This window comes from Pseudomonas brassicacearum (assembly GCF_918698105.1).
Lineage (GTDB): Bacteria > Pseudomonadota > Gammaproteobacteria > Pseudomonadales > Pseudomonadaceae > Aquipseudomonas > Aquipseudomonas brassicacearum_F.
Window position 1 is genome coordinate 69,411 of the sequence record NZ_CAKKMI010000019.1, and the last position, 16,998, is coordinate 86,408.

Below are 16,998 nucleotides of genomic sequence, written 5' to 3' on the forward strand. Positions count from 1 at the left end.
GGAAAACCCACTAGAACTGCGGAACTGATTCGAGGGTTGGATCGTTCCCGGGCACCGGTAGCGTCAATGCTTGCGCCGGTCTGCCCACGAGTTTGTGCAAGGCATTGTCGATTTCGTCAGCCGCGCCTTGCGCGTATCGGATATCCGCCCAGCTCCAGTAGGGATCGAACATCAGCCCGCCCACGGCGTGTGCACACAGTTCATCGCTGTTGATCCCCCTCTTCCCGGCAGCGGCGATCACGGCCATAAGGGCTTGCTCTAACTGGGAAATTCGCTCGGTAGTCACAATCAACCAACGTCATGGATAACAAACCCAGAGCATAACAAGCCATCAATGTGCCACCAACCCGAAGCGCCCAACGGTCGCCCTTTCAATCTTCTCTGGCTTACACCGATCGCCTCAACCCGCCGAGCCATAGGGCGCTGCATTCGTAGCCGATGAAAACTCCCGAACCGCTGACCGAGCAGCCAGCACCGCAAGAACAGCGGCAACGCCCAACACCGCCGCACTGGTTTCGAAGGTCGCGCGATAGCCACTCAGGTCGAACAGAAGGCCACCCACCGTCGCGCCCGCTGCAATGGCGAGCTGGACGATCGCCACCATCAGGCCGCCGCCGGCTTCGGCATCTTCTGGCAGCGTTCGCGAAAGCCAGGTCCACCAACCTACGGGCGCCGCCGTGGCCACCAGGCCCCAAAGGCCGAGCAGGCAGGTCGTGATCGTGACCGACCCGCCGAACGCCACCAGGGCAATGGCAATCGCGGCCATCAACAGCGGGATGACGATGAGCGTCCGATAGAGGTTGTTTTTCAAGCAGGCTCCGATCAGAAAGGTGCCCAGCAGCCCCGCCACACCGATCACCAGCAACATGAAGGACAGCATGGAAACGCTCACCTGCGTCACCGTTTCAAGGAACGGTCGCAGGTAGGTGAACAACATGAACTGGCCCATGAAAAACGTGCTGACCGCCAGCATGCCGAGTGCGACCGGTGCCCGGGCCATCAACTTGAAGACATTGGTGCTGCCCTGCTTCCCCTGCGAAGGCATGGAGGGCAGGCGTAACAGCAGCCAGACCAGGGCGATGGCGGCGACGGGTACGATGCAGAAAAACGCGCCACGCCAACCAATGATCGCCCCCAGGAAACTGCCCAGCGGCGCAGCAATCACCGTCGCCAAGGCATTGCCGCCATTGACGATGGCCAGTGCCTGCGGAACCTGATCGTCCGGCACAAGCCGCATGGCGGTGGCCGCCGACAACGACCAGAAGCCGCCAATCGCCACGCCGATCAACGCGCGACCGAGCATGAATACCGCATAGTTTGGTGCAAACGCCGCCACGGTGCCTGAAACGATCATCAGCAATGTCAGCCCCAGGAGAAGCCATTTGCGATCGACCCGGGCGGCAATCGATGCGATGAACAGGCTGGTGATCAGGGCAAAGGCGCCAGAGACGGCAATACCTTGGCCGGCCTGCCCTTCGCTGACGTGAAGATCGGCCGCTACTGGCGTCAGCAAGCTGACTGGCATGAACTCCGAGGCAACGAGCACGAACGCGGCGAGGGCCATGGCAAATACCGCGCCCCAGGCGGACTGGACTTGTGGCAAGGGGTTATCGGTCATTGGAGGACAATCCTGTGTTTCTTGTGTGGGAGCGAGCTTGCTCGCGATGACGGTAGCTCATCCAACATCACCGTCTCTGGCAGACCGCTTTCGCGAGCAGTTGGCAAGCGGGCCATTGACGTCTGTCTTCAGCCGGCCAAGGTCGCGTTATCGATCACGAAGCGATACTTCACATCGCCCTTGAGCATGCGTTCGTAGGACGCGTTGATCTGCTCGGCCCGGACCAGTTCGATGTCGGCGACGATGCCGTGTTCTGCGCAGAAATCGAGCATCTCCTGGGTCTCGGGGATACCGCCGATCATCGACCCGGCCAGGGTGCGCCGCTTCATGATCAGGTTGAAGACATTCGGCGAAGGATGCGCAGTTGCCGGGGCGCCCACCAGGGCCATCGTGCCGTCGCGCTTGAGCAGCACCAGCAACGCGTCCAGATCGTGAGGGGCCGCCACGGTGTTCAAGATGAAATCGAAACTCTTGGTGTGCGCGGCCATTTCTTCAGCATTGCGCGACACCACAACCTCGTCGGCCCCCAACTGCCTGGCATCCTCACGCTTGGACTCGGAGGTGGTGAATGCCACGACGTGAGCCCCCATCGCATGGGCGAGCTTGATGCCCATGTGGCCCAGGCCGCCGATGCCGACCACACCAACCTTCTTGCCTGGCCCGACGTTCCAGTGGCGCAACGGCGAATAGGTGGTGATGCCTGCGCAAAGCAGCGGCGCGACGGCGGCAAGCTGAGCTTCGGGGTGACGAATGCGCAACACGTAGCGCTCATGCACCACGATGTATTGCGAATAACCGCCCAGCGTCCAACCGGGTTCATCCGGGGTTGGGAAGTTGTAGGTCCCGATCATCCCGTCACAATAGTTTTCCAGGCCGCTGTCGCAGTCGTCACAGTGCTTGCAGCTGTCGACAATGCAGCCAACGCCCACCAGGTCGCCGGTCTTGAAGCCGGACACATGGGCGCCGACCGCCGCGACCCGGCCGACGATTTCGTGACCCGGCACGCAAGGAAACTGGGTACCCGCCCACTCGGCACGCACCTGGTGCAGGTCCGAATGGCAGATACCACAAAAAGCGATGTCGATCTGGACGTCATGCGCGCCCGGCATGCGACGGGTGATCTGCAGGGGCTCAAGGGGCTTGTCGCCCGCGTGAGCGCCATAGGCTTGTACACGCATCAGAAGACTCCTTGCTGGTTTGGGTGAGGTTGTATCTTCAGGGCTAGGCCCGGCCGGCCGGTAGTGCATTACGCTGAGATGCTTGCCTGATCCTATGAGTGTTTCTATCGCGGTATAGGCAGCGCTTCGCTTGGCGAGTTAATGTTCTGCCTATAGCGCTTGAGCTGAGATGACATCCGGAACCGACATGGCCACCCAACGCAGATCCGTACAAGAGACTCTGGCCGCTATCATCGGCGCCCGGACCTCACACCCGGGCGACTTTGAAACGCCCATCGCCGGCCTCGTCTTCTTTCGGCGTGACGCCCCGGCGCCGCCAGTGATTTGCATGATCGAACCGAGCATCGTGCTGGTGGCTCAAGGCGAGAAACAGGTGTGGATCGGAGGCGAAGCCTATGGCTACGACACCGGGCGGTTCCTCATGACCTCCCTGGACATCCCGGCCAATTCCGAGGTAATGCAGGCCAGCCCCGAACAGCCCTGCCTGGGCCTGGTCCTGAGGCTCGACCTGCGCATGGTGGCCGATCTGATCGCCCAAGGCAGCCTGTCGCCGCCGCGTGATCGAGCGGTCGGGATCGGTGCGGGAATCGGCACCGCGACACCCGACCTGCTGGCGCCGTTCGCACGCCTGCTGGGGTTGCTGGATGAACCCGAAGCGATCCCCATACTCGCGCCGTTGATCCAGCGTGAGATTCACTACCGGCTGCTGCTCAGCGACCAGGCCGCCCGGCTGCGGCAGATCGTTTCGGTCGATAGCCAGGGCTACCGGATCGCCAAGGCCATCGACTGGTTGAAATTGAACTACACCGAACCCGTGCGCGTAGACGACCTCGCCGCGCGGGTGCAAATGAGTGCGCCGACGTTTCACCACCACTTCCGTCAGCTCACGGCGATGAGCCCGCTGCAATACCAAAAGTGGCTGCGGTTGAACGAAGCAAAACGCTTGATGCTCAACGAGCACGTGGACGTGGCGAGTGCGGCCTTCAAGGTGGGTTATGAAAGCCCTTCCCAGTTCAGTCGCGAATATGCCCGCTTGTTTGGCGTGCCGCCCAAGCGCGACATTGCGGCATTGCGCGGGCCGGCCAAGGCGGTTTGATTCATCCGTGGGAGCAAAGCTTGCTCGCGATGCAGGCACCTTGGCCTTCGGGAAAACAGCGTCAGCTTCATCGCGGGCAAGCCTTGCTCCCACAGAGCGGTGCCTTTTGCGCCAACGCAACGCACTTCAACGCGCCTGGAGATTCGCTCGCACTGAGCGATTGCCAATCGCAACCCAACGATGCGTAAGCTGTGGAAGACCTTGGAAGGAGCTTCTTTGCAGCGGCTGGGCAGCGCACCCTCTGCGCCAGAAGGTGCAAACTGATCGTTGGAAGCTACGCGCTCAAGCCGATCCAGCCATGGATCCCCACGTAGAGACCCACGCCGATGATCAACACGCTGGACAGGTAAGGTGCCCGACGAGCAACGGTGCCCAGCCAAGGCCAGCGATTGGACGCCTGCCGTGCACCAATGGCCGCCGCCGCCCCTACGCTCACCAAGGTAATCGCCAGGCCGATGCTGAAGCACAGGACAAGCAGACCGCCCAGCGCGACCTCTTTGACTTGCAGGCACAGCAGCAGCACGGTAATGGCCGCGGGGCAAGGAATCAGGCCGCCCGTGAGCCCGAACACGATGATCTGACCCGTGGTGACCTCCCGATGGGTGAAGCGCTTGCGGATATCGTTGGCATGCGCCTGTTCGTGGGCATCCTGATAACCCTCCAGCGACAGCGCCAGGCCTTTGGGTTCGGGATGCCCGTGGTCATGTTCGTGATCGTGATCGTGATCGTGATCGTGATCGTGATCGTGATCGTGATCGTGATCGTGATGATGGTGGTCGTGACTTTGCGCGAACCTGAACATCCGCTCGCCGCGCCAGGTACGCCACAGCATCCACAGCGCGATTGCAATGATCAGCGCGGCAGAGGCCAGTTGGAAATATGGCTCGGAGGTTTCGGCGTCCAACCCCTGGCCCAGATACATGCCGCCGATCGCGACCAACCACACCACCGCAGTGTGGGACAGCGTCGCCGCCAAGCCCAGCAACACCGCCTGCTTGACCGAGCCTCGAATGGCCACGATAAACGCCGCCATCATGGTTTTCGAATGACCCGGTTCCAAGCCATGCAAGGCGCCCAGCAAGATAGCGCTGGGGAAATACAGCCAGGCGTGAGTGCCACCCTGTTGCAGCAATTCAGCAAAATTGGGCATGTGGGGCCTAGAGATACTTGGTGATTTGTTTGAAGGCTTCCAGCGGCGCGCGCTCGCCTTTATGCAACGACGAAACCGTGTCCTCCAGGCAGTGATCGATGTGATCCTGGATCAACGTCCGCTTGGCCTGGCACACCGCTTTTTCCACCGCATGCAACTGCTGCGCGATATCCACGCACTCACGGCCCTCTTCGATCATCGTGATAATGCTGCGCAAATGACCGTCCGCGCGCTTGAGACGCTTGACGATCGCCGCATGGCTTTGGTGGGGATGTTCGTGGTCGTGCTCAGTCATGGTTTGAGCCCAGGCTTTCGAAGAATTTACCTCGCCATCCTATCCCCCCAGAGGGGATATAAGCAAACCCATCAAAACGCCACCTAACCTGTGGGAGCGAGCTTGCTCGCGATGACGACATCACATCCAACATCCCCACCAACTGACCCACCGCTATCGCGAGCAGGCTCGCTCCCACACAGGGATCTGTGGTGAACGCACTATCTGTGGACACCCCGGAAAAAACTGTGGGAGCGAGCCTGCTCGCGATGACGGCATCACATCCAACATCCTCACCAACTGACCCCCCGCTATCGCGAGTAGGCTCGCTCCCACGGGATTGCAGACTGCACAGGGTGATGAGCAAGACAGTGCAGGCGACCTCGTGAGGTCGCCCACTTCCCTTACGACGCCAGAACCTGCGCCTGCAATCGCCGCCCGATCACATCCAGCAAATCACACCCATCGCGCAGGGGGATCGCCAGCACTTGGGCGAAATCATGGAGTATCACGGCGTCCGTACTGATGTCGGAACGCATGGCGAGGTTCTCCAGCAACTGAGTGACAGCGGCGATGCGGTAAGCAGCGGTGTCGTGCAGCACGTCCAGCGGCGCTTCTGTGTCGATCAGGAGCGCGTGGAAGTTGTTTTCGATACCGGTGATAGGCATGTAGCGGGACATGAGGGAGTTACTCCTGCGGGGATGGGAGGTCAGTGGCGGATTGGGATGCCGCAGGCAAAGGGAGCGAATCAGGGATCGAGATTCGGATATTTGGCAGGAGATATTCTTGGGTGACGCTAGACGAAAACCACCTTGGATTGGTTGTGGTTTTCGGAGGGATGGGGGTGAGCTTTTTCATTGGCTGATTCCTTAGTGAGAAAAAATCTGCCGACATCACTTCCACATGATGGGTGGCAGCTGTACGCGGGTGTGGAAGGTCCGAGCACTAAGGATCTCGGCGCGTCCGAAGACGCCCCGCGTACAGCCGCCATAATTTAACAGCAGACATAAGAAAAGCGCCTGCTTAAATTTTGCGATGCTACGCGTCTTAGTGAAGAGGGCTTCCACACCCTGCCGCTGAATTTGCAGCGACGGAGCAAACTTAGCGCACGGGGTGACTGGGTGGATAGTCAGCGAGGAGCGACGCGTCTTGAGGGAAATTTCCGATGGGCGTGTCCGGCGATGGAATGGGCTGCGCAGCTGGCGGTGACAAGGACAAATCTCGAAACGAATACGTGCTCAACGCCTTAGCATCGTCAAAAATTCTATCGTACGGTGAAGCGCAGCCATGGGCGTACGAATAGCCTCAAAAATGAACTGCGCAATACCCTGGGATAACTTATGAAAGAAGAATACGACTTCAGCACGGCCAAGCGGGGTCCCGTTACGAACAGCGAAGGAAAAACCCGCATAACCATCATGCTTGATGATGAAGTGATCAAGGCCGCTTGCGAGTACGCCGAAAGTGCCGGCATTGGATATCAAACCGTCATCAACCATCTACTGCGCCAGGGCCTGCTATCAAAGACTGCTCACAGTCTGGAATAGTCAGCCCGAAAGCGGCCTCGCACGGTCAAACCTGATTCGTCCAGGCGCGACGTAGGCCATGCCAATCGGATGGGCTATAATCCGCCCACCAGCGCGATTTGAGGTCCAGCCCATGGGCAATGTCAGCCTTGAAACCAAAAAAGCCTATGCCGCCAGGACGCGTAGATCTAACTACGCGGCTAGCCTCCGTCTGGAAGGTTTCAAAACGACCTTCGCCGACGGCGAACGCAAAATGCCAACGCGTGAAGAGGTCTTGAAGGCCTTCACCCAGACCAGAACCTGATGGCTGACAAGTATGGAGTCGGCGAGGACGCTTATTGCTATCCCGGCTCCACGGTTCTTCGCAACAAACTCGCTATCCGTGACGAACCGACCCTAAGCGAAGCCGAACAACAACTCTCGGCCATCGCAGCGGACAACGTCGAGTTCAGCCCTCCTCCCTACAGCCTGGCCTACCTTCAAAACATTCATCGAATCCTCTTTTCAGACCTGTTCGAATGGGCCGGAGAGCTGCGCACCGTTGGCATGTCCAAACAAGCCACCCGCTTCTGCCAACCTGAGTACATGGAGAAGGAAGCCAGCAAGGTCTTCACGGCCATGGCGGCGGTAAACTGGTTCGAGGGCTTGGAGCGGGCGGATCTGATCGTTGCCGTGTCGGAGGCCTATTCCGACATCAACGTCGTACACCCCTTCCGCGAAGGCAATGGCCGTGCGCAACGCATCCTGTTTGAACACCTCATCATGAATGCCGGGTTTGAAATCAGTTGGTGGGGGATTGAGAAGGACGAGTGGATTTTTGCCAATATTGCGGCTTACAACGGCGTCAGGGAGCCTATGGAGCAGGTTTTTGAGAAGTGTATTGGGCAAGCGATTCAGTCATAAAAACGTAACGTCCATTTCTATTAGACTCCTGCTCCATTCCTCTCGCCCGATCCAGATAGTTCGATACCCCCCAATTGCTGTAGTATCCCTCTTGCGCCGATGATGGATTGGAATTGCTAATAGACCCTTCTTTATCGGCCGCAAGACTAGTTGTTCAGCGACACATCCAAAGGCGCGACGTCCAGTGCTCGACCTTACAGCTTGGTCAAAGCGGTCCTTGTGCTTTGTAAGTGACCACACCCTGCGCTGGAACGGTTATCACATGCCCCATCGGTAGAAGACTACTAAGCCTTGCTGCCGTGGAACTGCCTGCCGGTAAACATTAAGCTTACGTCTTGGACGGTGAGGTTCATGGAGCACTAATGAGATTTCACAGTGATTCCATCCAAAAGTAAAAACTGTTCTAGACTACAGCCAGACGGTGGCTGCCTACGCCGCCTATGGAGCAACATCAAGCTTTTAACCTTTGCGTGCTCAGCACAAGGAATGCACCATGCAGGTATACGACGACCCAGGCCTGAAAGTTGAAGTCAATGTAGACATTAGCAAAATCGGCACCAGCTTTAGCCAAAGCTTAAAAGATGCTATCCAATTCACCATAAAAGCTGAGAACGGCCATATAATACAATTCAAATGCAGAACGCTTAAGTGGTTAGATGGACCTCAGAAAGGTGGTTACGACTCGGAAATCCCTGGCTACTCTGCAAGCGCTACAGATCTCCAATGGTCGGTTGATGTCGTGGAAGGGCAGACTGTAAGTCCTTACTATGATGACGGAGGCGCATGTAAGCGTGGAGATGGAGTGACAGTCATTGCTGATCAGCCAGATGTGCGCCAGACGATGAATTTTCATTGGCAAAGTGAGCAACAATACGCAACCAAAGATTTATTCTGCGCAGCAAGTATTATTATCGCTAACAACAGAGTCACTCACGTGGTCGCATGGACCCGCACAGGCACGGAACAAAGTACTTATTACCGATTAGTGGTCAGACAGCTTACTTTTCTCTCTTTACCTTGGCGAACTATTTTAATCAGGGATGGGTTCACAGTTCCAGACGTTGCTTAAGGATGATCTGAAGTAGAAAAACCTTAAGCAACAAATCAGCCAGCAACGCTTTCGAACATGCATGCGAGTCAATGGGTCTTCCGAGAGACAGCATCCTTCCACCCGAACGCGCTCAAGAGTTCTCCAATCTTATGGCTAATCATTTCGTATCGAAAATTGCGTACTTGATTCGCCGCTAGTCATAACTCCGTTACCTACAAGCCACCGTCCACAACTGATCGAGCTTGGTCGTATAGCTCTGACTCATCATCTCGCGCCGCATCCCCCATTCAGGGTTAGCAGGCACGCAGGCTGAACGCAGCGTTCCCCTGCCCCAGCGCCCATTGATCTGGTCCAACACCGCCATCAACTTCGTGGCGTCGACAAGCTGGGAGGTGGCAAACAGGTCGTCGGTGTACTCCCCCTGCTGACAGAGGTTCATCAACAACACCTCAGCCTTGCTGTACTTGAAGCCCGGCCGAAACACGCGGTCGAGCGCGTCCACAGCTGCCTTGGTCAGCAGCCGCACGTCATCAGTGGGGCACGGCATGTCGATCAGCACGCCGTTGGCGTACTTCGCCTCCTCCGGGTTGAACATGCCCGTGCGGATGCTGACGCGGATCTTCTTGCACAGCGACTTCTGCGCCCTGAGCTTTTCCGAAGCACGCATCATGTAGGTGGCTACCGCTTCCTTGATCGGTGCCAGCTCCGTGAGCCGCTTACCGAACATCCGGCTACAGCAAATCTCCTGCTTCGGCGGATCCGGCTCATCCAGTTCCAAACACGGCGTTCCGGCCAGCTCCCGAGCGGTCTTCTCGATCACCACGCTGAACTTTTTGCGTAGCGTCCACGGGTCGGCCTTCGCCAGTTCCATCGCTGTCTTGATGCCCATGGCGTCTAGGTGCAGTTTCATCTTACGGCCGACGCCCCAGACCTCGGCTACGTCCGTATTGCGCAGCACCCAGTCACGCTTGAAGGGGTCGCAGATATCGACCACGCCGCCCGTTTGCACTTGGAGCCGCTTGGCCGTGTGATTCGCCAGCTTTGCCAGGGTTTTCGTGTGAGCGATCCCTACCCCGACAGGAATACCAGTGCAACGCAGCACATGACTGCGAATCTTGCGACCGAGGGCATCCCGGCCGTCGATGCCGGTGAGATCCGCGAAGGCTTCGTCGATGCTGTAAACCTCGACGGCCGGCACCATTGCTTCAATGAGGGTCATCACGCGCTCGCTCATGTCACCGTAGAGCGCGTAATTCGACGAGAACGGGACGATGCCGTGCTTATGCAGCTTGTGCTTAATCTGGAAATACGGCTCGCCCATCTTCACATAGGGCTTGGCGTCGTAGCTGCGGGCGATCACGCACCCGTCGTTGTTGCTCAGCACCACGATGGGCACGCGGGCCAGGTCCGGGCGGAACACTCTTTCGCAACTGGCGTAGAAGCTGTTGCAATCGATCAGGGCGAAAACGGGCTGGGCTTTAGACATGGCTGCGCACGCTGCAGGTGATGACGCCCCAGATGACCAGCTCGTCGCCCTCGAGCACGTACCTCGGTGGATACTTTGGGTTCTCCGACAGGAGAATCACCTCCTTCCCACGAATGCACAGGCGTTTGCATACGGGTTCGTTGTTTAGCAGCGCCACGACGATGTGGCCATGCGCAGGTTCCATCGCACGATCCACAACGGCCAGGTCCCCTTCAAAGATCCCAGCGCCCTGCATGCTCTCACCGGCGATGGAAACCAGGTAGACATGCGGGGCGCGAATGTTCAGAACCTCATCCAATGAGATATGCGCTTCGATGTGGTCCGCCGCCGGGGACGGAAAGCCGGCAGGCACTCGAAACGAACACAGAGGCAGCTTTAACCCGCCTTCAGCGATGGGGCCTAAAATCAAAAAGCTCATGACGGATCACTTCCAGAAACCTGTACAGATATACAGTTAACGTTGTACAAGTTTTGCGGTCAATTTCTTGTAAGAATATTCGGACAAGTGGCTGAGCAGGCCCGGGCTGATGCACGTCGCGGTCGTGAGCCGCTTACCTGTGCTTCGTTGACGGATCGCCTGCTGGACTATGCTGACGCTAACGCTTCGTGATCATCACCGCTGACAGACAGGCATGAAGTCAGTCATCCGTTCGTAGTTCTCGAACGGGAAGTCCACGCCATATCCAGCGGTCTGCCAGTACGGCGGGTCCATGTAGTGAAACGTATGAGTGCAGTGGTAGCGCTCAGCACAATCAAGCCCGAAAAAGGGCACGGATTTACTATACCGTTACCGAAACAAATCCAATCAGCAGGCAGCAAAAAGCCGCCTCATCGGCGGCTAATTTTTTACGAATAATATATGGCGACTAAGCCTTCAGTTCTTCTGGTGTATGCGTCTCGAGCCAATCGGCCAAGGCGGCGTTCATCCGTGTTTGCCAGCCCGGGCCAGAAGCTCTGAATCTCTCCAGCACGTCAGCATCGAAACGAACATTGACGTGCTCTTTAGTGGCTACCGACTTGGGTCGACCACGCTTTGGCTTGAGCATTTCCTTTGCCTGAGCTTTGCCAAACAACCCAACAAGCACCTCGCTGGCTGGTTTGGCCTTGGCAAAGTCTTCGGTCGACCATTCGGGGTTTGCCGTATCGACCCTCTCAGGACTGGGTTTCTTGGTCATAATTTTTGACCTCCCGTTTGTTGGCTTTACGAAAGCTGATGACGTGGACCGCGTCACCCCGTGGGATAAAAGGGAAGCCCACGTTCTTCGACGTTGCGAGCGTCTTTGGCTGGGTCATAAGTAATCTACAGGCAATTATCGTAGCCACATTAAATCGTCAACACAAAGTGCGCGTTGAAACGCTGGCCGAGCATGCGCTCTGCCTGGCTGTCATCAAAGGTTGAGCGGTTAGGCTTGAGAGCCCGCCAAGTACCCGACAAGCATCCCTGATAAACTGCGTCCATTCGCCCCGATGAATCAGATTCCAATGCCCCTACAAACCGCCCCGCTCTCCCGCCGCTTCTCCGTCGCACCCATGATGGATTGGACCGACGCCCACTGTCGCTTCTTCCTACGCATCCTCTCCAAACACGCCCTGCTCTACACCGAAATGGTCACCACCGGCGCGCTACTCAACGGTGACCACGAACGCTTCCTGCGCCACCACGAAGCCGAACACCCTCTAGCCCTGCAACTGGGCGGCAGTGTCCCGGCCGACCTGGCCGCCTGCGCCCGTATGGCCCAGGAGCACGGCTACGACGAGGTAAACCTCAACGTCGGCTGCCCCAGCGATCGGGTGCAGAACAATATGATCGGCGCGTGCCTGATGGGGCATCCGGGGTTGGTGGCTGATTGTGTGAAGGCCATGCGCGATGCGGTGTCGATTCCGGTGACGGTCAAGCATCGCATCGGGATCAATGGGCGCGACAGTTACGAGCAGTTGTGTGAGTTTGTCGGGACGGTGCGTGAGGCCGGCTGCACGAGTTTTACCGTGCATGCGCGGATTGCGATTCTGGAGGGGTTGTCGCCGAAGGAGAATCGCGACATCCCGCCGCTGCGTTATGACGTGGCCGCGCGGTTGAAGGCGGATTTTCCGGAGTTGGAGATTGTGCTCAACGGCGGGATCAAGACGCTGGAGGCGTGCCACGAGCATTTGCAGACCTTCGACGGTGTGATGCTGGGGCGCGAGGCTTATCACAACCCATATCTGCTGGCTGAAGTGGATCAGCAGTTGTTCGGCAGCACCGCGCCGGTCATCACCCGGGCCGAGGCGCTGGCGCAGTTGCGACCTTATATCGCCGATCACCTGGCCGCTGGCGGCGCGATGCATCACATCACTCGTCACGTGTTGGGGCTGGGCACCGGGTTCCCGGGGGCGCGGCGGTTTCGGCAGTTGTTGTCGGTGGACATCCACAAGACCAAGGATCCATTGGCGCTGCTGGATCAGGCGGGGCATCTGCTGGAAGGGCGTTAACCGTCACTTGCTTTGAACCTGCGCGCTGTTTTGGCATCGTATCTACCGATACCGCCCCGGCCTTTCAAACAACCGTTTTCAGGTTGTTGCCGCTGGGGCCCGTCGATCCCCCTTCGCGCCCTTGAGTGGCTGCCGGCCCTCGGGTAATGTCAACGGACCCATAGGACAGAGCATACTCATGACTTCCAAGCTGGAACAACTCAAGCAATTCACTACCGTCGTGGCCGATACCGGCGACTTCGAAGCCATCGCCCGCGTCAAGCCCGTGGACGCTACCACCAACCCTTCCCTGCTGCTCAAGGCGTCGGCCATTCACGGCTATGCCGAGCAACTGAACGCCTGCGTGGCGGACTGCAAGGGCGATGTGGGCCTGGCCAGCGACCGTTTTGCCGTGGCGGTCGGGCAAGAAATCCTTAAAGTGATCCCAGGGCGTATTTCCACTGAAGTGGACGCGCGCCTGTCGTTCGACACCGAGGCCGTGCTCAAGCGTGCGCATCGCTTGATCGATCTGTACGAAAAAGCCGGCATTGGCCGCGAGCGCGTGCTGATCAAGATCGCTTCCACCTGGGAAGGCATTCGCGCCGCCGAGCAGCTGGAGCGTGAAGGCATCCAGTGCAACCTGACCCTGCTGTTCTCCTTCGCCCAGGCCGCGGCCTGTGCCGATGCCGGGGTGTTCCTGATTTCGCCGTTCGTGGGCCGTATCTACGACTGGTACAAGAAAGCCAATGGCAACGACTACACCGGCGCGGATGATCCAGGCGTGCAGTCGGTGACACGCATCTATAACTACTACAAGGCCAATGACTACAAGACCGTGGTCATGGGCGCGAGCTTCCGTAACCTCAACCAGATCGAACAACTGGCCGGCTGCGACCGCTTGACCGTCAGCCCGGACCTGCTGGAAAAACTGGCCGCCGACGAAGGCAAGCTGGAGCGCAAGCTGGCGCCTGGGCAAGCCGGGGAAGCGCGCTTGAACCTCAACGAAGCGCAGTTCCGCTGGTTGTCCAACGAGGACGCCATGGCGACCGAGAAACTGGCCGAAGGTATCCGCCAGTTTGCCCGGGACCAGGAGAAGCTGGAGGCGTTGCTGCAAGCCAAGCTTTGAGCTGATTCACAAGGCATGCAAAAAGGGCGAACCTTGGTGGGTTCGCCCTTTTTTATGCGGCTTGGTCTGAGGGATGTGGCGGCTGACCAGCCCCATCGCGAGCAGGCTCGCCCCCACAGGAGAATTGAGGCAGATCCAGATGTTGTGGTCGATGCAAGACATTGTGGGAGCGAGCCTGCTTGCGAAAGCGTCAGTTCGATCTACGCAAGCCCAAGGATCAAGGCCCTTCCAGCGCATTCACCAGGTCATGGAAGGCTTCACGATTGGAATCGTTGAGCCCCATCAGGATCTTGTGGGCTTCGAGCACCTTGATTCGCACTTCTTCTTCGGACTGGTCCTGGTCAGGCAGGTCGTCCAGGCATTCCGGGCACGGCACAGGGTCGCCCACGATGTTGAACACCTGGTCGAAGCCCATCGATTGCAGCAGACGGGTGATGTCGTTGTGGGTGGTGACGACAGTCGGCAGCAGACCGACCTTTTGCCGCGACAGGATCGACAGTTTGGCCAGCAGGCCCAAGGTGGTGCTGTCGATGCTGCGGGTTTCGGTCAGGTCGATCACGATGGCGCTGAAGTTCAGCGCGGTGAAGATCCGCTCAATCGTCGCATCCAACGCCGAACACAGGGTCAGGCGCACTTCACCGACAAACTTCAGGACAAAGGTGCCGTCCTGCTCGGCGAATTGGATTCTACCGGTACTCATCAAAGGTTCCTGCTCAACACTAACAGGGCGATATCATCCGGCATCTCCCCTAGCGTGGCTAATCCAAACACTTGACGCAAGCCTTCCAGGCTGCCGCCCGCTGCTCTTACCCGTTCAGGCAAGGCCGCTTCTTTCTCTTTGAGTGTAGGTTCTGTCAAAAGGTCCAAAATGCCATCAGACATCAGCGTCAGGCTGAATGTCGGCGGCAATTCCAGTACGTGGTCTTCGTAGGTGGCCTCGTTGAACAGGCCCACTGGCAAACCACGCCCTTCCAGGTAACGCACACTGTCTGGCGTATACAACACAGGCAAAGGCAGGTGACCGCCGATGCTATAGGTCAACAAACCCGTCTCCTCGTCGATGACTCCACCGACCATCGTGACGTGTTTGCCCAGCTTACAACTGATCAGGCCCCGGTTGATATGCCCAAGGACTTCCGAAGGCTTGAACTCTGGCAGCGTGCCGTTGCGCTTGGACTCGAACAGCAGGCGCGTGGTCATGAACTTCAACAGCACCGTCACGAATGCCGAAGACGCACCATGGCCGGAAACATCCGCCAGGTAGAACGCCACGCGCCGCTCATCGACCCGGAAATAGTCCACGAAATCGCCCGACAGGTACAACGACGGGATGATCTGGTGGGCAAAACGGAAATCGTCGACGGTCCAGGGGCTGACCGGCAGCATGTTCATCTGCACCTGGCGCCCGGCGTTCTGGTCTTCCTGCAACAGGTTCAGGCTGGCTTCCAGTTCGCGGTTGGCGGTTTCCAGCTTCTCGCGGTAACGCTGGTTTTCCACCAACAGCCGCGAACGGTCCAAGGCCCGGCGCACCGAGTGCTCGAGCACCGCCAGGTCTTCAAGGGGCTTGATCAGGTAATCCGCCGCGCCCAGGCGCAACGCCTCGACCGCGTCGTTCATCACGCCGGCGCCCGAAACCACGATCACCGGGGTCTGCGCGGAAATCTCGGTGACCTGGCGAATGAGTTCGAGTCCGCCCATCTGCGGCATGCGCAGGTCGCAGATGACCAGGTCGGGCTTGTCTTGCTCGAATACCTGAAGACCCTGTTGGCCATTGCTGGCCTGCAGGACGCTGAAACCACTGTCTTCCAAGTAGGCTGCGAGACTGGCTCGCACCACTTCGTCATCATCGATTATCAGCAGCGTGGCACTGGTTTTTGGCATGTGGGCAAACGGCGCCAGAATTAGGTTGGCGTAGCGGGCTGGGCCGTCTGGCCTTGCACGCACTACTGGATTCGCTTTCTAGCCTCTCTGTCGTAGCGGTTTCAGGCCTTTGCCCTACACGCAACTACATCAGAGGTGCCCTTCTAAGGCGCAGACGGTACTCCCATCCGCGGGGCGTTTCAAGCTCAGGCAGATAGCCGCTTGCCGTCTTTATTTGTCAAAGTACAGAGAGTTATAAGAACCGAGCGAAGCGTAACTCAATGGAAGGATCAAACCTGCTCGAATACGACGCCAAAGCACAGAAGGCGGCCTTTGGGGCCGCCTTCGTGGCTTTACTGGTCGGAATTAAAAATCGTCTTCGACCTGGCCATCCTTGACCTTGAATTCGCGATTTTGCAGGTAGGCGTTGCGGATGAAGACGTACTTGTCGCCGCTCACCATCTTTTCGGCCGACAACAGGCTGGCGCGGGTGTCGACGACGTTCAGGCCTCGAATAGAGTTACGCACCGAGACGTTATCGATATAGCGATACGGGGCCGTGTAGTCATCGACCAGCTTGGCCGGCGCGTCACGCAGGGTGCTTGGCCCCAGCAGCGGCAGCATCACATACGGCCCGCTGCCCAGCCCCCAGTAGCCCAGGGTCTGGCCAAAATCTTCATCGCTGCGCTGCAGGCCCATCTGGGTGCCCACATCGAAGAAGCCCAGCAGGCCGAAGGTGGTGTTGAAGATCAACCGGGCCGTGTCGACCCCGGCCGCGGCCGGCTTGGCCTGCAGCACGTTGTTGGCCAGGTTGCCTACGTCGCCGATGTTGCGGAACATGTTGTGGACGCCGTCTTCGAGGAACTGCGGCGTCACGTATTGATAACCCTGGGCCAGTGGCTTGAGCGCATAGGTATCAATGGTGTCGTTGAAGGTAAAGATCGGACGGTTGATGCTTTCCCAAGGATCTTCTTCCGTCGCGGCCTGGGCAGCGAACGGAACCAGCAAGACGCTGGCAGACAAACACAGCTGAGCTAGACGATGGCTCCAGCGCATAGGGGAAAACTCCTTGGATTGTTCAAGCAAGGGCGCCGAGCCCAGGCGGTAAGGTGGCTAGTATAAGACGGAACGCGTGGATAGGCAGCACCGAAAAAACAAGTAGGCCGTAGGACGTTTCCACGACTGGCACCCTTCACTTCACTGTCACCGGACTGTCATCGAGGCCCTTTAGGCTGCTGGTTATTTCAAGGACGTTCCCATGCCCCGCCCCGAAGCCGTGCCC

At 58.3% G+C, this 16,998-nt stretch carries 18 protein-coding genes and 3 pseudogenes; 8 read left to right on the plus strand and 13 right to left on the minus strand.

Going from position 1 to position 16,998, the window contains the following annotated elements:
* Positions 1–10 precede the first annotated feature (10 nt).
* The 3 genes from LQ215_RS10170 to LQ215_RS10180 form a co-directional block, all read right to left on the minus strand.
* A complete protein-coding gene (locus LQ215_RS10170; protein ID WP_230149393.1) occupies positions 11–247 on the minus strand; it encodes a hypothetical protein in 237 nt (78 codons plus the stop codon).
* Between the two features lie 153 nt (positions 248–400).
* Positions 401–1,618, minus strand: coding sequence for an MFS transporter (locus LQ215_RS10175; RefSeq protein WP_230149395.1), 1,218 nt, complete (start codon positions 1,616–1,618; stop codon positions 401–403).
* Positions 1,619–1,746: 128 nt separating this feature from the next.
* Positions 1,747–2,796: an NAD(P)-dependent alcohol dehydrogenase gene (locus LQ215_RS10180; RefSeq protein ID WP_230149398.1), complete on the minus strand. Its 1,050-nt coding sequence runs from the start codon at positions 2,794–2,796 to the stop codon at positions 1,747–1,749.
* A gap of 187 nt (positions 2,797–2,983) precedes the next feature.
* Between LQ215_RS10180 and LQ215_RS10185 the strand changes: the two genes are divergently transcribed.
* Positions 2,984–3,892: an AraC family transcriptional regulator gene (locus LQ215_RS10185; protein ID WP_058542810.1), complete on the plus strand. Its 909-nt coding sequence runs from the start codon at positions 2,984–2,986 to the stop codon at positions 3,890–3,892.
* A gap of 126 nt (positions 3,893–4,018) precedes the next feature.
* A pseudogene (locus LQ215_RS10190) lies at positions 4,019–4,156 on the plus strand (LysR family transcriptional regulator); the annotation flags it as partial.
* Positions 4,157–4,166: 10 nt separating this feature from the next.
* Here LQ215_RS10190 and LQ215_RS10195 read toward each other — a convergent pair.
* From LQ215_RS10195 to LQ215_RS10205, 3 genes are all read right to left on the minus strand, one after another.
* Positions 4,167–5,042, minus strand: coding sequence for a nickel/cobalt efflux transporter (locus LQ215_RS10195; protein ID WP_230149400.1), 876 nt, complete (start codon positions 5,040–5,042; stop codon positions 4,167–4,169).
* A 7-nt stretch (positions 5,043–5,049) separates the two neighbouring features.
* Complete coding sequence (locus tag LQ215_RS10200) at positions 5,050–5,337, minus strand: metal-sensing transcriptional repressor (RefSeq protein ID WP_230149402.1); 288 nt, start codon at positions 5,335–5,337, stop codon at positions 5,050–5,052.
* Positions 5,338–5,720: 383 nt separating this feature from the next.
* A complete protein-coding gene (locus tag LQ215_RS10205) occupies positions 5,721–5,996 on the minus strand; it encodes a hypothetical protein (RefSeq protein ID WP_013692639.1) in 276 nt (91 codons plus the stop codon).
* A gap of 660 nt (positions 5,997–6,656) precedes the next feature.
* On the opposite strand from LQ215_RS10205, the pseudogene LQ215_RS10210 reads away from it, so the two are divergent.
* The 4 genes and pseudogenes from LQ215_RS10210 to LQ215_RS10225 form a co-directional block, all read left to right on the plus strand.
* Positions 6,657–6,839 (plus strand): annotated as a pseudogene (locus LQ215_RS10210) (BrnA antitoxin family protein); the annotation flags it as partial.
* Positions 6,840–6,975: 136 nt separating this feature from the next.
* The gene (locus LQ215_RS10215) at positions 6,976–7,146 is read left to right on the plus strand and encodes a YhfG family protein (protein ID WP_003199786.1); all 171 of its coding nucleotides are present in this window, start codon (positions 6,976–6,978) and stop codon (positions 7,144–7,146) included.
* Positions 7,146–7,745: a putative adenosine monophosphate-protein transferase Fic gene (locus LQ215_RS10220; RefSeq protein ID WP_230149404.1), complete on the plus strand. Its 600-nt coding sequence runs from the start codon at positions 7,146–7,148 to the stop codon at positions 7,743–7,745. The genes LQ215_RS10215 and LQ215_RS10220 overlap by 1 nt, the downstream gene beginning before the upstream one ends.
* Positions 7,746–8,238: 493 nt before the next feature.
* Positions 8,239–8,814: a hypothetical protein gene (locus tag LQ215_RS10225; RefSeq protein WP_230149406.1), complete on the plus strand. Its 576-nt coding sequence runs from the start codon at positions 8,239–8,241 to the stop codon at positions 8,812–8,814.
* 190 nt (positions 8,815–9,004) lie between these two features.
* Here the strand turns inward: LQ215_RS10225 and umuC are convergent, their stop codons facing one another.
* The 4 genes and pseudogenes from umuC to LQ215_RS10245 all read right to left on the minus strand — a co-directional run bounded on the left by umuC (position 9,005) and on the right by LQ215_RS10245 (position 11,457).
* Positions 9,005–10,282, minus strand: a complete 1,278-nt coding sequence (gene umuC, locus LQ215_RS10230; RefSeq protein ID WP_230149408.1) for a translesion error-prone DNA polymerase V subunit UmuC — start codon at positions 10,280–10,282, stop codon at positions 9,005–9,007.
* Entirely contained in the window at positions 10,275–10,700 is a 426-nt protein-coding gene (locus LQ215_RS10235; protein ID WP_230149415.1) for a LexA family protein, read from the minus strand. Before LQ215_RS10235 ends, umuC begins: the two co-directional genes overlap by 8 nt.
* Positions 10,701–10,901: 201 nt before the next feature.
* A pseudogene (locus LQ215_RS10240) lies at positions 10,902–11,039 on the minus strand (DNA adenine methylase); the annotation flags it as partial.
* A 109-nt stretch (positions 11,040–11,148) separates the two neighbouring features.
* A complete protein-coding gene (locus tag LQ215_RS10245; RefSeq protein ID WP_230149417.1) occupies positions 11,149–11,457 on the minus strand; it encodes a BrnA antitoxin family protein in 309 nt (102 codons plus the stop codon).
* A 307-nt stretch (positions 11,458–11,764) separates the two neighbouring features.
* Here LQ215_RS10245 and dusA point away from each other — a divergent pair, with 307 nt between their 5' ends.
* Together dusA and tal are read left to right on the plus strand one after the other, a co-directional pair.
* Positions 11,765–12,751 (plus strand): tRNA dihydrouridine(20/20a) synthase DusA, encoded by a 987-nt coding sequence (gene dusA / locus LQ215_RS10250; RefSeq protein WP_230149419.1) that lies wholly within the window; start codon positions 11,765–11,767, stop codon positions 12,749–12,751.
* Between the two features lie 178 nt (positions 12,752–12,929).
* Positions 12,930–13,856: a transaldolase gene (gene tal, locus LQ215_RS10255; protein WP_230149428.1), complete on the plus strand. Its 927-nt coding sequence runs from the start codon at positions 12,930–12,932 to the stop codon at positions 13,854–13,856.
* A 217-nt stretch (positions 13,857–14,073) separates the two neighbouring features.
* Here tal and rssC read toward each other — a convergent pair whose 3' ends face one another.
* The 3 genes from rssC to LQ215_RS10270 all read right to left on the minus strand — a co-directional run bounded on the left by rssC (position 14,074) and on the right by LQ215_RS10270 (position 16,772).
* On the minus strand, positions 14,074–14,556 hold the full coding sequence (rssC, locus tag LQ215_RS10260) for an anti-sigma factor antagonist RssC (RefSeq protein WP_014339337.1): 483 nt from the start codon (positions 14,554–14,556) through the stop codon (positions 14,074–14,076).
* Positions 14,556–15,737: a two-component system response regulator RssB gene (rssB, locus tag LQ215_RS10265; RefSeq protein ID WP_230149430.1), complete on the minus strand. Its 1,182-nt coding sequence runs from the start codon at positions 15,735–15,737 to the stop codon at positions 14,556–14,558. Before rssB ends, rssC begins: the two co-directional genes overlap by 1 nt.
* 345 nt (positions 15,738–16,082) lie before the next feature.
* The gene (locus LQ215_RS10270) at positions 16,083–16,772 is read right to left on the minus strand and encodes an MlaA family lipoprotein (protein WP_230149432.1); all 690 of its coding nucleotides are present in this window, start codon (positions 16,770–16,772) and stop codon (positions 16,083–16,085) included.
* Between the last annotated feature and the right edge of the window lie 226 nt (positions 16,773–16,998).

What these genes read in the sequence shown, in the direction of transcription:
- LQ215_RS10225 (WP_230149406.1), top strand. Translation starts at nt 8,239, where the DNA reads ATGCAGGTATACGACGACCCAGGCCTGAAAGTTGAAGTCAATGTAGAC.
- LQ215_RS10180 (WP_230149398.1), bottom strand. Translation starts at nt 2,796, where the DNA reads ATGCGTGTACAAGCCTATGGCGCTCACGCGGGCGACAAGCCCCTTGAG.
- rssC (WP_014339337.1), bottom strand. Translation starts at nt 14,556, where the DNA reads ATGAGTACCGGTAGAATCCAATTCGCCGAGCAGGACGGCACCTTTGTC.
- tal (WP_230149428.1), top strand. Translation starts at nt 12,930, where the DNA reads ATGACTTCCAAGCTGGAACAACTCAAGCAATTCACTACCGTCGTGGCC.
- LQ215_RS10185 (WP_058542810.1), top strand. Translation starts at nt 2,984, where the DNA reads ATGGCCACCCAACGCAGATCCGTACAAGAGACTCTGGCCGCTATCATC.
- dusA (WP_230149419.1), top strand. Translation starts at nt 11,765, where the DNA reads ATGCCCCTACAAACCGCCCCGCTCTCCCGCCGCTTCTCCGTCGCACCC.
- LQ215_RS10195 (WP_230149400.1), bottom strand. Translation starts at nt 5,042, where the DNA reads ATGCCCAATTTTGCTGAATTGCTGCAACAGGGTGGCACTCACGCCTGG.
- LQ215_RS10245 (WP_230149417.1), bottom strand. Translation starts at nt 11,457, where the DNA reads ATGACCAAGAAACCCAGTCCTGAGAGGGTCGATACGGCAAACCCCGAA.
- LQ215_RS10175 (WP_230149395.1), bottom strand. Translation starts at nt 1,618, where the DNA reads ATGACCGATAACCCCTTGCCACAAGTCCAGTCCGCCTGGGGCGCGGTA.
- LQ215_RS10200 (WP_230149402.1), bottom strand. Translation starts at nt 5,337, where the DNA reads ATGACTGAGCACGACCACGAACATCCCCACCAAAGCCATGCGGCGATC.
- LQ215_RS10235 (WP_230149415.1), bottom strand. Translation starts at nt 10,700, where the DNA reads ATGAGCTTTTTGATTTTAGGCCCCATCGCTGAAGGCGGGTTAAAGCTG.
- LQ215_RS10215 (WP_003199786.1), top strand. Translation starts at nt 6,976, where the DNA reads ATGGGCAATGTCAGCCTTGAAACCAAAAAAGCCTATGCCGCCAGGACG.
- LQ215_RS10170 (WP_230149393.1), bottom strand. Translation starts at nt 247, where the DNA reads ATGGCCGTGATCGCCGCTGCCGGGAAGAGGGGGATCAACAGCGATGAA.
- LQ215_RS10220 (WP_230149404.1), top strand. Translation starts at nt 7,146, where the DNA reads ATGGCTGACAAGTATGGAGTCGGCGAGGACGCTTATTGCTATCCCGGC.
- rssB (WP_230149430.1), bottom strand. Translation starts at nt 15,737, where the DNA reads ATGCCAAAAACCAGTGCCACGCTGCTGATAATCGATGATGACGAAGTG.
- LQ215_RS10270 (WP_230149432.1), bottom strand. Translation starts at nt 16,772, where the DNA reads ATGCGCTGGAGCCATCGTCTAGCTCAGCTGTGTTTGTCTGCCAGCGTC.
- umuC (WP_230149408.1), bottom strand. Translation starts at nt 10,282, where the DNA reads ATGTCTAAAGCCCAGCCCGTTTTCGCCCTGATCGATTGCAACAGCTTC.
- LQ215_RS10205 (WP_013692639.1), bottom strand. Translation starts at nt 5,996, where the DNA reads ATGTCCCGCTACATGCCTATCACCGGTATCGAAAACAACTTCCACGCG.